Genomic DNA, 14,726 nt, shown 5'->3' on the forward strand with positions numbered 1-14,726 from the left:
CTCACTATCGATGATTGAACTCCAACCTCTGCTAAGCGCCGCCGGGATGACCGTCGGCCTTGCCATTTGTGCACTGATCCTGGGCCTGTTCCTGGCGATGCTGTTTGCCGTCTGGGAGTCTTCTCCCTGGAAACCGCTGAGCTGGCTGGGCACCGCCTGGGTGACGATTTTGCGCGGCCTGCCGGAAATTCTGGTGGTACTTTTTATTTATTTCGGCTCTTCGCAGCTGCTGCTGACGCTGTCCGACGGTTTTGACCTCAATCTTTATCTGTTCCAGATCCCGGTTAAACTGCCACTCGATAATTTCGAGGTCAGCCCCTTTGTCTGCGGTGTGATTGCACTGTCGTTGCTGTATTCCGCCTATGCGTCACAGACGCTGCGCGGCGCGCTGAAAGCGGTTCCTCAGGGACAATGGGAGTCGGGTCAGGCGCTCGGCATGCGTAAGACGGCTATCTTCTTCCGGCTGATTATGCCGCAGATGTGGCGCCACGCCCTGCCCGGCCTCGGCAACCAATGGCTGGTCTTGCTCAAGGATACCGCGCTGGTGTCGCTCATCAGCGTCAACGATCTGATGCTGCAAACTAAGAGCATCGCGACGCGCACCCAGCAGCCCTTCACCTGGTATGTGACGGCGGCGGCTATCTATCTGGTCGTTACCCTGTTCAGTCAGTTCGTCATTAAACGCATCGAACTCCGTACCACCCGCTTTGAACGGAGTGCTTCCTGATGTGGGACTATTTGCCTGAAGTATTGAAAGGCCTGCATACCAGCCTGACGCTGACCGTGGCGGCATTGATTGTCGCTCTGCTGCTGTCGTTGCTGTTTACGGTTATCTTGACGCTTAAGGTACCGGTACTGAATCCTCTGGTACGCGGCTATATCACGCTGTTCACCGGTACGCCGTTGCTGGTGCAGATCTTCCTGATTTACTACGGTCCGGGGCAGTTTCCGTCTATTCGCAACATTCCGTGGTTGTGGGAAATGCTCTCCCAGCCATGGCTTTGCGCGATGTTTGCCTTGGCGCTGAACAGCGCGGCCTACACCACCCAGCTTTTTGCCGGTGCGGTCAGGGCAATTCCGGGCGGTCAATGGGAATCTTGCCAGGCGCTGGGCATGTCAAAGGCGCAGTCGCTGCGTATTCTGCTGCCGTTTGCGTTCAAACGAGCACTGTCGTCTTACTCGAACGAAGTGGTGCTGGTGTTCAAAAGTACCTCACTCGCCTACACCATCACTCTGATGGACGTCATGGGACACAGCCAGCAGATGTATGGTCGTACCTATGACGTGATGGTGTTTGGCGCGGCGGGCGTGGTTTACCTCTGCGTAAACGGTCTGCTGACGCTGATGATGCGCCTGATAGAACGCCGCGCGCTGGCTTTCGAAAGAAGAAACTGAGTCAAGCTTCCAGAATGAATTTCCTGGCATCATAAAAAACCCGAAGATATTTTTATCTTCGGGTTTTTTATCTCTTATAGTGCCCTTATTAATCGCGCAGGATTTCCTGCATAGGTGCCTTTCACGGTTATAGGTTTCACTACCACACTGCCTGCGCCAATCACTGCGCCCGCGCAAATGGACGGTGTGAGGATAGTCGCCCCACTGCCAATAGTGACGTTATTTCCAATGAGGATGCTAATCCAATTCCCGGCATCGGGATCGGGTGCACCGCCTTTAAACAAATCATTGGCAAAGCTCACGTTGTGGCCAATAAAGCAGTACTCGCCGAGGATGACATTTTCACAGATAAACGTATGCGACTGCACACGGCTTCCTTTACCGATGACGCATCCTTTCTGAATTTCGACAAACGGGCCGACGAAGACATCATCCTCCAGGGTGCATCCATAAATATTGGATGGCATAACAATCGTGACATTTTTTCCCGTCGCCACGTCGCGAACACCGCTCTCGATGATTTTCATTAGACACTCGCCCTCCATTTGATGACCAAAACCTGCGAGACATCTCGCAATTTGCCAAGTTATTGCATCAATTTCATAAATATAGTGATACTTGTCACATAAGAAACACTAAAAGCGTCTTAGAATAGCCTGCCAAAATGCTACCAAGGATGTCTCCATGCACACACGTTTCATCGATGCTTATGCTGGCCTGCCCGCTCCACTGCAATCTGCCCTTGAGCCGATACTCCGCCATGACGACTTCCCCGCGATGTTTACCGCCGCACAGGTCAACCAACTTAAATCACAAACTGGACTGGACGACGCCGCGCTGGCCTTTGCCCTGCTTCCTCTGGCCGCAGCCTGCTCGATTGCCCCTATCTCAAACTTCTACGTCGGCGCAGTCGCACGTGGCGTGAGCGGCAATCTGTACTTTGGTGCCAACATGGAATTTCGTGGCGCATCAATGCAGCAAACGGTGCACGCAGAGCAGTCTGCCGTTACCCACGCCTGGATGCGTGGTGAAGCCCAGCTGGCCTCGATTACGGTCAACTACACCCCCTGCGGGCACTGCCGTCAGTTTATGAATGAACTCAACAGCGGTACCGAACTGGCCATCCATCTGCCAGACCGCGAGGTGGCTACGCTGGGTGACTATCTTCCCTACTCATTCGGCCCGCGCGACCTTGAGATTGCCACCCTGCTCATGGACAGCGTCGACCACGGTTATCACAATGCCGAAGGCGATGCACTGGTAGAACAGGCGTTGTCGGCCTGCAACCAGAGCCACGCCCCTTACAGCCAGTCGCACAGCGGCGTGGCATTAGAGAGTGCCAGCGGAAAAATTTATACCGGCCGCTACGCCGAGAACGCCGCATTCAACCCGAGCCTGCCACCGCTACAGGCGGCACTGGTGGTACTGAATTTGTCGGGCGAGAGCTGCCTGACGATTCGCCGCGCTGCGCTGGTGGAGAAGAAAGATCCGCTCGTTAGCCAGTTTGACGCAACCCGCGCAACGCTTAAGGCGCTGGGCTGCGATCAACTGCAGCACGTCCAGCTCTGATTTACTTTATAAATCAACACGCCCCATAATGCAGGGCCATTGTCAGATGGCCCTGTCGATTCAACTATTCATTAACGAATTTTCAACATTTCTCCCCATTCCGGGCTAAATAATTGAGTTGGCCCTTTCACCTCTGCTAAAGTCCTTGAGTCACACAACGCTGTTAAAAATCGATGTGACCATCGCGCTTTATTAACTTTGCCTTTCCCGCCTTTCCGAGACCTGAAGAGTAAATCAATGGAACTTGAATACGAAAGTAAACGCCCACTCTATATCCCTCATGCCGGCCCAATCCTGCTTGAGTTTCCGTTATTAAACAAAGGTAGCGCCTTTAGCCAGGAAGAGCGCGCCAGCTTCAACCTTCACGGCCTGCTGCCGGAAACGGTTGAAAGTATCGAAGAACAGGCCGCTCGCGCCTATCGCCAGTTTCAGGACTTCAAGACCGATATCGATAAGCATATCTACCTGCGCAACATTCAGGACACCAACGAAACCCTGTTCTACCGTTTGATCGACGAGCATCTGAGCGAGATGATGCCGGTGATTTATACTCCGACCGTGGGCGCTGCCTGTGAGCACTTCTCCGAGATTTATCGTCGCGCGCGCGGCCTGTTCATCTCTTATCCGAACCGTGAACACATCGACGACATGCTGCAAAACGCCACCAAGCAACACGTCAAGGTGATCGTGGTTACCGACGGTGAGCGTATTCTCGGACTGGGTGACCAGGGCATCGGTGGGATGGGGATCCCTATCGGGAAACTGTCACTGTATACCGCCTGTGGCGGCATTAGCCCGGCGTACACGCTGCCCGTGGTGCTTGACGCAGGCACCAACAATCAGCAGCTGTTGAATGACCCGCTGTACATGGGATGGCGTCATCCTCGCATCACCGGTGACGAATACTATGCGTTCGTCGATCAGTTCATTGAGGCGGTGAAAGTTCGCTTCCCGAACGTACTGTTGCAGTTTGAAGACTTCGCGCAGAAGAACGCCATGCCGCTGCTCAACCGTTATCGCGAAGAACTGTGCTGTTTTAATGACGACATCCAGGGGACCGCTGCGGTCACCGTCGGCAGCCTGTTGGCCGCCAGTCGCGCGGCGGGCAGTCGTCTACGTGACCAGACCGTGACCTTCCTCGGCGCAGGTTCTGCGGGCTGCGGCATCGCCGAACAGATAGTGGCGCAGATGAAATCTGAAGGCCTGAGCGAAGCAGAAGCCCGCGCCCGCATCTTTATGGTTGACCGCTTTGGCCTGCTGACCGACAAACTGACCAACCTGCTCGACTTCCAGAGCCAGCTGGTGCAGAACAGCGAGAATCTTAAGGACTGGGACGTCGACAGCGACAATATCTCCCTGCTTGAGGTGGTACGCCACGCGAAACCGACGGTGCTCATCGGCGTCTCCGGCCAGCCAGGCCTGTTCACTGAAGAAATTATTCGCGAGATGCACGCCCACTGTGACCGTCCTATCGTGATGCCGCTGACCAATCCAACGTCACGCGTTGAGGCCCATCCGGCCGATATCATCAACTGGACCGACGGGGCCGCGCTGGTCGCTACTGGCAGTCCGTTCGCGCCTGTCAGCTATAAGGACAAGGTCTACCCTATTGCCCAGTGCAACAACTCCTATATCTTCCCGGGTATTGGGCTTGCGGTCATCGCCTCTGGGGCCAAACAGGTAACAGACGGCATGCTGATGGCAGCCAGCCGCGCACTGGCAGACTGCTCACCGCTGGCGACCGATGGCGTAGGCTCACTGTTGCCAGACGTGAACGACATTCAGGGCGTATCAAAATGTATCGCAATGGAAGTCGGCAAAGCGGCGCAGGTAGAAGGCGTGGCGCAGGTCACCACTGAAGACGCGCTGTCCAAAGCCATTGAGCACAACTTCTGGATACCGCAGTACCGTACCTATAAGCGCACGTCGTTCTAAGCCGCAGATTACCTCGTTGCCGCATTAACGGCTGAGTCGTAGGTGCGGTAGCAAGGCGGTAAATTTAAAAAACCCGATGAGCTTACTCAGGTCAGTGATTCGGGTGATTAACTGAAGCCAAGGCGGCTACCGCGCCAAATACCCAGCATCCCGTTTAAAAAAGGAGCATGTGACATGTTCTAAGCCTTCGCTTATTGCGTCGGCCGGGCAGGTAAAGTAGCCTTGAACCCTTCGCCTCCCTTCACAGACTTAAAGGCAATTCCATGATTAAGCGGCTAATAGTAGGCTTTATCAGCATCGTAGTATTCATGCTGGTTGTCGCTATTGGGCTGGACAGATGGATTAGCTGGAAGACCAAAGACTATATCTACGATGAAGTGCAGGCACTGCCGCATCGCCAGGTCGGCGTCGTATTGGGCACCGCCAAATATTACCGCACCGGCGTTATCAATCAGTATTATCTCTACCGCATCCAAGGGGCGATTAACGCTTACAACAGCGGCAAGGTAAAATATCTGCTGCTCAGCGGCGATAACGCACTGCAGAGCTATAACGAACCGATGACCATGCGTCGCGACCTGATGGCCGCGGGGATCCCTTCGAGCGACATCGTGCTCGACTACGCAGGATTCCGCACGCTGGATTCGATTGTGCGCACCCGCAAAGTCTTCGACACCAACGACTTTCTGATTATTACCCAGCGTTTCCACTGCGAGCGGGCGCTGTTTATCGCCCTGCACATGGGAATTCAGGCGCAATGTTTTGCCGTGCCTTCACCTAAAGATATTCTGACGGTGCGCGTACGTGAAATCTTTGCCCGTCTGGGCGCGCTGAATGATCTGTATATTTTGCATCGCCAGCCTCGCTTCCTCGGCCCTCTTATTCCTATCCCAGCCGTGCATCATATTCCTGACGATGCGCAGGGCTATCCTGCCGTCACCCCAGAACAGGTTGTCGCATTGCAACATCAGTTAGCCGCCGAGAAAAAGGCCGAGAAGAAAGCAGCAGAAAAAACGCCCCCCGCCGTCGCGCCTCCAGCCGCAGCCGGTAAATAGCAGGCAAAAAAAAGCAGAACACAAATCCTGTGTTCTGCCGTTAAAGGGCTTCTGTAACGTACCCGTTTCGGGTGCGTAAAACTGTAAGCTAAAGCTTACTTCTTCTTGGCATACTTCAATGAGTCGAGCGCAACGGCGAAGATGATGATGCCGCCCTTGATAATGTACTGCCAGTAAGGGTTCACGCCGATATAGGTCAGGCCATAGTTGATGACGGTAAAGATAAGCACACCGGTCACCACGCCAGCCACAGAACCGACCCCGCCCGCAAACGACACGCCGCCGACCACGCAGGCCGCGATGGCGTCCAGCTCATACATAAAGCCGAGGTTGTTGGTTGCACTGCCGATACGCCCCGCCTCGAGCATACCGCCGAAGGCATAGAACACACCGGACAGCGCATAGATCATGATCAGGTTAAGCGGTACGTTAACACCCGAAACCTTCGCCGCTTCAGGGTTACCGCCAATGGCAAAAATGTTTTTGCCAAAGCGCGTTTTATTCCACAAGACCCAAACGAAGGCGATAGCAATAATCGCGTAGAAGGTGATGTAGGACAGCTTCAAGCCGCCGAGGCTAATAAAGCCTTGTGCGAAATGCGAGAAGTGTGAGTCAAAACCCGCAATCGGCGAAGCGCCCACGTAGTCGTAATACAGCGAGTTAATGCCGTAAACAATAATCATGGTACCCAAAGTGGTTATAAACGGCGTCACGTTGAGGTAGGCGATAATAATGCCGTTGACCAGACCAATCACCGCGCCAATCAGGCAGACGGCAAGAATAACCAGCGGAATCGGCACCACGTCAAGATGCGGGAACACCTTGTTGACGTTGTCCATACCCTGCAGCATAGTTGCCGCTACCACAGCGGCCAGACCCACCTGACGGCCGGCTGAAAGGTCGGTACCCTGGGTCACAATCAGCCCCGCCACGCCCAGTGCGATAATGACGCGCACGGAAGACTGGGTCAAAATGTTGCTCAGGTTAATCAGGCTCAGGAAAGTAGGATCCTGAAAAATAATAATGGCCAATAATACAAACAGTACAACGTAAATCCCGCCCTCTTTAAGATAAGTGAGCATGCTTTTCTTATTTAACGCATTCATAATAAGAACCCTTAGAAATTAGAGGTGCAAGGATGCAAGGCGTAATATTTCATTCTGCGAAGTACTTTTTGTTTCAACAATACCCGCGACCTGTCCATTGCTCATAACCAGTATTCTGTCAGTAATACCCAACAATTCTGGCATTTCGGAAGAGATAATAATAATGCCTTTCTCTTTCTTTGCCAGCTCTGTTATTAACTGATAGATTTCAAATTTTGCACCCACGTCGATACCGCGCGTTGGTTCATCCAACATCAGTATTTCTGGCTGGGTCAATAACCACCTACCAATAATAACCTTCTGCTGATTACCGCCTGAAAGCGAACCAATATTGGTTCTATGCCCAGGTGTTTTAACACGCATGGAGTCAATAACCCATTGGGTATCGCTTTTCATACGGTTATTATCCAGCAGACCGATTTTATTCTTATAGTTACGAATATTCGAAATCAGCGAGTTAAAACCAATATCCAGATAAGCATAAATACCGGTTGAACGACGCTCTTCCGTCACCAGAGCAAAGCCATGATTAATGGCTTCATTCGCACTATTATTGTTAATTTTTTTACCGTGAAGCTTAATGGTTCCCTGTAGCTTTTCACGAATACCAAATAATGTTTCCACAATATCGGTGCGCTTGGCGCCTACGAGCCCGGCGATACCGAGAATTTCACCCTTATGCAAATCAAAAGAAATGTCACGAATTGAAGGCTGACGCAAAGAGGTCAGATTCCGTACCTCGAGAATAACCTCACCCGGTTTGTTAAGGCGGTCGGGGAAGCGTTGGCTTAGAGAGCGGCCAACCATCATCGAGATTATCTTGTCCATGTCCAGCCCTTCGAGCGGCTGAGTAATAATCCATTGTCCATCGCGCAGGATGGTAATTTCATCACACAGCTGGAAGATCTCTTCCATCTTGTGAGAAATATAAACAATGCCGCAGCCTCTATCTTTCAGCTTACGAATAATCGTGAACAGATGATTAACTTCTTTTTCGGTTAAAGAAGACGTTGGCTCATCCATGATGACTATTTTTGCATCGTAGGAAAATGCTTTCGCTATTTCAATCATCTGCATTTGAGAAACAGATAACTTACCGACTTTCTCGCGTGGATCGATATCAATATCCAGCTCATCAAAGATGGCCTTGGTGTCATGATACATTTTGTTCTGATCGACGAAAATGCCTTTCGTTGGATAACGACCCAGCCACATGTTATCCATAACGGTGCGCTGCAATACCAGGTTTAATTCCTGATGCACCATCGAAACGCCCTGCTCTAATGCTTCTTTCGAGCTTTTAAAATTAACTTCCTTGCCCTGAAAAAGAATGGTCCCTGAGTCCTTACTGTAAATACCAAACAGGCATTTTAATAATGTAGATTTACCCGCGCCGTTCTCACCCATCAATGCATGAATGGAGTGTGGACGAACTTTTAAATTTACATTGTCTAACGCCTTTACGCCCGGAAATGACTTATTAATTCCGCTCATTTCCAGCAGCCACTCGCGGGGCTGTTCCGTATTAAGACTGGCCATAGCGCTACCTAAGTAAATGAAATCTGGCTAAAGGATAAAATTGCCGGTCAGAAATAACCTGACCGGCTGACCTAAGCGACATAACGCAAAGTAGGTTTACTCAAACTGCTTTGTAAAACTTGCTTAAAACATGCCACTGCTTTTAGCTTATTAGCCGTTTGACTTATTTTTGTTTCTTCAGGTCAAAAGTGTTGGCTGCAATATCTAAACAAAAAGAATTCTGGACTATTGCCGCCTTAGCAAAGGCGCTAGAGCGGCAAGAAGAACGAATTACTTCACAAACTGAGAGAGATTGTCTTTATCAACCGGTACATAGGCGACACGCACAACTTTATCAACAATTTTCCACTTTGTGCCGTCTGCCGCAGGTTTGCCTTCGGCCAGATTTTTAGCCAGATCAAAGGTCGCTTTTGCCTGGTTTTCCGCATCGTTCAATACGGTACCGGCCATCGCACCCGATTTAACCAGAGCCAACGCTTCCGGTAAGGCGTCAACGCCGAATACCGGAATATTGGTTTTGTTGTGGGCTTTCAAGGCTTCAACCGCACCCATCGCCATCGCATCGTTGTTGGCGATCACCACTTCAATCTTGTTGGCGTTAGGACCAGAGAACCAGGCGTCGGTCTTGTCTTTCGCCTGTGCGGTGTCCCACATGGCGGTATCAAGCTGAAGCTGCTGGGTCTTGATGCCCTCTTTCTCGTTCAGCGTTTTGATAACGTAGGTGGTGCGCGCTTCGGCATCCGGGTGGCCCGGTTCGCCTTTTAACAACACATACTGAATGACGCCGTCTTTATTCAGGTCCCATGACGGGTTGGCTTTCCAGTGTTTGGCAATCAGCTCACCCTGGATAACGCCAGATTCTTTGGAGTCGGTGCCGACATAATAGACCTTGTCATAGCTGTCCAGCGCCTTACGAGAAGGTTCTTTGTTGAAGAACACCACAGGAATACCGGCAGCACGGGCTTTTTCGATAACAACCGGAGCAGCAGCGGGGTCAACCAGGTTGATAGCCAGCGCTTTTACGCCTTTGGCAATCAGTACGTCAACCTGATCGTTTTGCTTGGACTGGTCGTTCTGTGAGTCATTCATCAACAGTTGAACGTCCGGAGCCGCTTTTGCATCTTTCTCGAGATCTTTGCGCAGGCCAGACATAAAGTTGTCATCGTATTTATAAATAGTGACGCCGATACGGGTGTCTGCGGCATGGGCAACAGAGCCAAACATCATGCAGGCAGCCAGTGTAGCCAGGGTGAAAACCTTCTTATTCATTGGTATCTCCGGTTTTTATGTAGGGGGTACAGAATTTGGCGTCCACCGCTCTCTTATGAGAAGTCGATTCTCTGGATGCCTGTCTTCCTTGACGAAGATCTTCCGGAATTGCTTATCATCACTGTTTTAGTTTTTTGCTACTGCATTGCCTGTCGCCTGATTGCCAGAATCGACAGGCAGAATATTCATTGCTACCGTCATTCATTCAAAATGATACAGACGGAATCATCTTGAAAACGAATGAATCATAATAGGTGCGATGTTAATAAACTGTGAAAGTTCTCACATATTGAAAACGGTTACATCCTAATAAATTCTCAGGGAGTGACCGGTGCCACACTTTGCCACGGCGCCACAGAATGCCGCCTCACTAGCGTCGGCATAAAGCAGTGTGAGACCCCCGCAGTGAGCTGATTTGCCGCCCCCTGAAGCGCCAATTCGGTCGCCAGCGTCGCCATCGAAATAATGGGATAACGCACGGTGGTGAGTTTTGGGCTGGTATATCGCGCAATCGGAATATCATCGAAACCGATCAACGAAAAGTCATGAGGAACGCGAATTCCGTTCTCTTTCAATACGGCAAGCGCTCCGGCGGCCATCGAATCGTTGTAGGCAAACACGGCGCTGAGGTGCAGATTGCGCCCAAGCAGTTCAACCATCGCCGCCTCGCCGCCCTGTAAATCGGGTGAACCCGACGCACGCCAGGTTTCAAACGGGGCCTTTTCGCCATGACGTACCTGCTGCATTGCGGCGACGTATCCCTGAAAGCGCTCTTCTTCATCGGCAATGCCGTGGCTTGAGCCGATATAGCCGATTCGCTGATGCCCTTGAGAGATCAACAACTTGGTCGCCATCTCTGCGCCAACCACATTATTGAGCGAGACGCAGCGATGTTCGTAACCGCTTACTACCCGGTTAACCAGCACCATACCTGGAACCTGCTCCATGAACTGAGCCAACTCAGCGTCACCTAACGCTTTTGCATGGACAATCAGTGCGTTACAACGCTGGCGGATCAGCACTTCAATGGCATGACGTTCTTTCTCCGCCTGATGATAACTGTTGCCGATCAGAACGTATTTGTTGTGCTGCTGGGCGACGGTATCGACGGCCTTAACCAGCGCGCCGAAGAAGGGATCGGAGACGTCCATGACCACTACGCCGATGGTATCGCTACTTTGGGTTGCCAACGCCTGCGCGTTCGCATTCGGTCGATAGCCCAACGTCTTGACCGCTTTGAGCACCTGCTCGCGCGCCTCTTTGCTGGCAATTGCTGGATTATTCAATACCCTGGAGACGGTGGCGACAGAAACGCCGGCCAATTTGGCCACATCACGAATGGTAACCATAGGTCGCTCCGCTGGTCGTTAACAGAGGCCGACGGAAGCAAAAAAGAGATGAACCCCGGGCAGAAGATAAGAAGTCTGGCAAAAGAGAAAGTACAGTGATCATACGGTTTTCCTGTTTTAGTGTAGCGATCGGCTTGCTCTGCACGACCGCTATCCTAAACGCTTTGACGACAAACCAGCGTGAATTACGTCACAGCTCAGAAAACGTTTACATACAATTTTGCAACTTTTATCGCAGCATCACATTCAGGCTATCAATGCGTTCCATGATGTGACTCGCCCGCCGCCTGAGCGGTCAGTTTGCGCCATAGCCACTCCATCGGCCCCTGACGGAAATAACGCAGCCACACCCGCGTCACGGCCAGGTTGATAGCCCATACCGCAGGCACTAACGCCACCAGCTGTAAGCGGTTGAAATGCTCATAAAAACCGAGAGTATTGAAGAAAAAGGTGCAAATCAACGTTTGCAGCAGATAGTGAGTCAGTGCCATGCGCCCGACCTGAGAAATCCGGTAGACCCAACGCTGTTTGACCAGCTGCGGCCAGAAACCGTAGCAGAGCGCCAGATAGCCCACTGCCTGCATCAATGCGCCGATTTCACGCGGTGCCTGTAGATAAAAACCGCTCCAGCGGTATGACCAGCCGGTATGCCAGGCAAAAACTACGGCAGGAATTTGGATGGCCAATGAAAACGGTAACAGTATCGCCGCGAGCTGCAAATAGTAAGCGGGGCTAAATTGCCCCTTCAGCCAACCGCTGCGCATCAGGCTTGCGCCCATTAGCATTGCCCCGCCCAGCTCCCAGCCGTACTGCACGGCCACCGAAATCAGGCTGGAAGAGAGGAGATCAAGGCGATTATTGATTGCCTCAATGCCCCCTTTGAGCCGCCAGAACTGTTCATACTGTAGCTCCGCGTAGCCCGGCAGCCAGTATCCGCCGGGATCGGGGGAAGAAATCAGCCCAAGCAGCACGAGTATGCCGACGCCCGCCAGATACAACACGACGCCGGTGCGAAAAAGTGACGCATTGCTTTTTGCGTCACGAATCAGTCGCCAGAACACCAGGCCAATCAGCCCATAAGACAGCAGGATATCGCCATCCCAGAAAAATATCGCATGTATCAGCCCGCAGAGCAGCAGTAGCGACAGCCTAGACTGGATCCACGCCTTACCGCGCGGCAACAGCAGGTAAAGGCCGCCACCAAACAGCATGGCAAACATCATCAGGAATTTTCCCTGCGCGACCACGTCGAGTATCGCCCAGGTCCAGGCGTTGCTCGCTGAAGGTTCTCCCGCATAGGCTGGATTCAGATAAGCGGCTTTTGGCAGGCCGAAGGAGCTAATGTTGAGCAGAAGAATGCCTAAGATGGCAATACCACGGGCAAAATCCAGCGTGGCAATACGTGGGCGCATTGATGACGTCCTGTTGCGGGAAAGATCCATAGACTAACGGCACCCATAGGGTGCCGCAAGTGCTGACGCTAAATAACTATTTATCAATCAATTACAGAAGTAATTAGTTGTGACGAATAGTCCGCAGGAATTCCTGACGTGTATTTTGGCTGGTTTTAAACAGGCCGCCCAGCGAGGTGGTGGTCGTCGCACTGGTCGCGTCACGAATGCCGCGCGCTTTCACACAGTAGTGAACCGCGTCAATCGATACCGCGACGTTGTTGGTACCCAGCAGCGTCTGCAACGCGACCAGAATTTGCTGAGTCAAGCGTTCCTGCACCTGAGGGCGCTGGGAGAAGAACTGTACGATACGGTTGATTTTGGACAGACCAATCACCGAATCCTTAGGGATATAGGCCACCGTCGCTTTACCGTCGATTGTCACAAAGTGATGCTCGCAGGTACTGGTCAGGGTGATATCACGTACTGAAATCATCTCGTCAACCTTCATCTTGTTGGTAATGACGGTGATTTTCGGGAAGTTTGCGTAGTCCAGACCGGAGAAGATCTCATCGACGTACATTTTAGCAATACGCTTCGGCGTCTCGGCTAGGCTGTCATCGTTCAGGTCAAGATTAAGCAGTTGCATGATACCGGTCATGTGCTCCTCGATCCGCGCTTTGCGTGTCTCGGCGTCTAACGACGGCTCTTCACGCAGGGGGGTTTCAAGACCGCGGGCAATCAATGCCTCATGAACCAATACAGCTTCTTTACTCAATGTCGCCATTCTCTTTTTCTCCAGCAGTTATTATCACCATGACGTGGATCACATCAAAGTGAGGTGGCCTACTTTAGTTGACTCCGTCCACAGAATCCAGTGATTGTCCTTCATGATGGCTGAAATAGCCGCAAGTTATCAAACTCGCTTAATAACCAACGCGCCAGCGAGCAGGAATCCGGCAATGGCCACATAAAGCGCGGGGTCAAGATGGTGCGTTAACGAGGTCGAAACCGCCGACAGCAGCGGTCCCATCAATTGTCCGATGGCATAACCGGTCGTCAGCAGACCCGCCAGATAACGGCTGTGCGTCGGGGCCAGTTCGCGGCTATATTGCAGCGCCAGCTGCACCACGCAGAGGAAGCCACCGCCGGTCAGCACCGCGCCAATAATCAGCCCGTTCACGCCTGGAACAATCTCGGCGCACAGCACGCCTATTCCCTGCAACCACAGTACGACGGCCAACCGCTGGTGGGTTTTGAGCCAGTGACGCGTCAAGATACCGAGGGCAATGCCTACCATCGCGGCACCGCCAAACACCGGCCAGACAAACTGGGCGAACAGACTGTCGGGGAAACGCGCATTCGCCATCTGCGAAAAAAATGTCGCCGGAAGAATGTAGCCAAAGCCCGCGAGGCTGTAGCTCACGACCAGACGTTTGAGGACTGGTGTCAGCGTCAAAGGCGCAAGCGTGCTATTGGGACGGTGCAGCTCCCCAGCTCGCGGAAAATTACGGGTCACTAACAGCGTCAGAATCAGCGCCAACGCGCCATAAACCGCCCAGGCTTCGGCCGCACTCAGCGCCATGCTGTGAATGCCGACGGCCAGAATCCCGCTCAGGAAGATACCCGCGCCCGGCCCCGCAAAAACGGCGGCGCTCATCGCCGGGCGGCCCAGCTGCGCAAGACGTTCATTACACCAGGCGGCAACCAGAACCATCGCCCAACCGCTGGTCCAGCCTATCGCGAAACGCACGACCGAGTGCCATACTTCGCCGGTAATCGTTGCCGAAACTAGCGTCAGGACGACCGCCCCCCAGACGCCAATCCACAAGCGGCGCTCCACGTGACGCGTCGATTTCATCGCGTCATAGGCACCAAACAGGTAACCGAGATAGTTGAATGCCGCCACCAGCCCGGCGCCGGTCAGAGTAAACTGATGTTCGGCAATCATCAGGGGAACCTGTGGCGTAAAGGCAAAACGCCCTATTCCCAACGCCACGACAAAGGCCAGAAAACCCGTTAACGCAACACGAAATGCCATACCTACCTCATGCGATTTTTTTATAGACAGGTGAACCCTGATTCAATGCTTCTAATAAAAGCTTTTAATCATAATGG

The 14,726-nt window shown here is 52.4% G+C and carries 13 protein-coding genes; 5 read left to right on the forward strand and 8 right to left on the reverse strand.

All coding sequences use genetic code 11. From position 1 onward, the window contains the following. Nucleotides 1-10: 10 nt before the first annotated feature. Entirely contained in the window at nucleotides 11-727 is a 717-nt protein-coding gene (gene artQ / locus O1V65_RS12345) for an arginine ABC transporter permease ArtQ (RefSeq protein WP_017491714.1), read from the forward strand. Next, nucleotides 727-1,395, forward strand: coding sequence for an arginine ABC transporter permease ArtM (artM, locus tag O1V65_RS12350; RefSeq protein ID WP_017491713.1), 669 nt, complete (start codon nucleotides 727-729; stop codon nucleotides 1,393-1,395). Before artQ ends, artM begins: the two co-directional genes overlap by 1 nt. Before the next feature lie 74 nt (nucleotides 1,396-1,469). On the opposite strand, the gene O1V65_RS12355 is transcribed toward artM, so the two are convergent. Further along, nucleotides 1,470-1,922, reverse strand: coding sequence for an acyltransferase (locus O1V65_RS12355; RefSeq protein WP_017492407.1), 453 nt, complete (start codon nucleotides 1,920-1,922; stop codon nucleotides 1,470-1,472). A 157-nt stretch (nucleotides 1,923-2,079) separates the two neighbouring features. Between O1V65_RS12355 and cdd the strand changes: the two genes are divergently transcribed. From cdd to sanA, 3 genes are all read left to right on the forward strand, one after another. After that, on the forward strand, nucleotides 2,080-2,964 hold the full coding sequence (gene cdd, locus O1V65_RS12360) for a cytidine deaminase (protein ID WP_017492408.1): 885 nt from the start codon (nucleotides 2,080-2,082) through the stop codon (nucleotides 2,962-2,964). A gap of 237 nt (nucleotides 2,965-3,201) precedes the next feature. Continuing rightward, a complete protein-coding gene (locus O1V65_RS12365) occupies nucleotides 3,202-4,899 on the forward strand; it encodes an NAD-dependent malic enzyme (RefSeq protein ID WP_017492409.1) in 1,698 nt (565 codons plus the stop codon). A 263-nt stretch (nucleotides 4,900-5,162) separates the two neighbouring features. Beyond that, entirely contained in the window at nucleotides 5,163-5,954 is a 792-nt protein-coding gene (sanA, locus tag O1V65_RS12370) for an outer membrane permeability protein SanA (RefSeq protein WP_017492410.1), read from the forward strand. A gap of 95 nt (nucleotides 5,955-6,049) precedes the next feature. Here sanA and mglC read toward each other — a convergent pair whose 3' ends face one another. The 7 genes from mglC to O1V65_RS12405 form a co-directional block, all read right to left on the reverse strand. Further along, a complete protein-coding gene (mglC, locus tag O1V65_RS12375) occupies nucleotides 6,050-7,060 on the reverse strand; it encodes a galactose/methyl galactoside ABC transporter permease MglC (protein ID WP_017492411.1) in 1,011 nt (336 codons plus the stop codon). 18 nt (nucleotides 7,061-7,078) lie between these two features. Continuing rightward, nucleotides 7,079-8,599, reverse strand: a complete 1,521-nt coding sequence (gene mglA / locus O1V65_RS12380; RefSeq protein ID WP_017492412.1) for a galactose/methyl galactoside ABC transporter ATP-binding protein MglA — start codon at nucleotides 8,597-8,599, stop codon at nucleotides 7,079-7,081. Between the two features lie 270 nt (nucleotides 8,600-8,869). Then, nucleotides 8,870-9,868 carry a galactose/glucose ABC transporter substrate-binding protein MglB gene (gene mglB / locus O1V65_RS12385; protein ID WP_017492413.1) on the reverse strand — a complete coding sequence of 333 codons (999 nt, stop codon included), beginning with the start codon at nucleotides 9,866-9,868 and terminating at the stop codon, nucleotides 8,870-8,872. A gap of 317 nt (nucleotides 9,869-10,185) precedes the next feature. Then, nucleotides 10,186-11,217, reverse strand: coding sequence for an HTH-type transcriptional regulator GalS (gene galS, locus O1V65_RS12390; RefSeq protein ID WP_017492414.1), 1,032 nt, complete (start codon nucleotides 11,215-11,217; stop codon nucleotides 10,186-10,188). Nucleotides 11,218-11,471: 254 nt separating this feature from the next. Then, nucleotides 11,472-12,629, reverse strand: coding sequence for a DUF418 domain-containing protein YeiB (gene yeiB / locus O1V65_RS12395; protein WP_269129764.1), 1,158 nt, complete (start codon nucleotides 12,627-12,629; stop codon nucleotides 11,472-11,474). 103 nt (nucleotides 12,630-12,732) lie between these two features. Beyond that, entirely contained in the window at nucleotides 12,733-13,395 is a 663-nt protein-coding gene (folE, locus tag O1V65_RS12400) for a GTP cyclohydrolase I FolE (RefSeq protein WP_017492416.1), read from the reverse strand. Nucleotides 13,396-13,524: 129 nt separating this feature from the next. Continuing rightward, on the reverse strand, nucleotides 13,525-14,649 hold the full coding sequence (locus O1V65_RS12405) for a YbfB/YjiJ family MFS transporter (protein ID WP_017492417.1): 1,125 nt from the start codon (nucleotides 14,647-14,649) through the stop codon (nucleotides 13,525-13,527). Nucleotides 14,650-14,726: the final 77 nt, after the last annotated feature.

This window comes from Rouxiella badensis (assembly GCF_026967515.2).
GTDB lineage: Bacteria > Pseudomonadota > Gammaproteobacteria > Enterobacterales > Enterobacteriaceae > Rouxiella > Rouxiella badensis.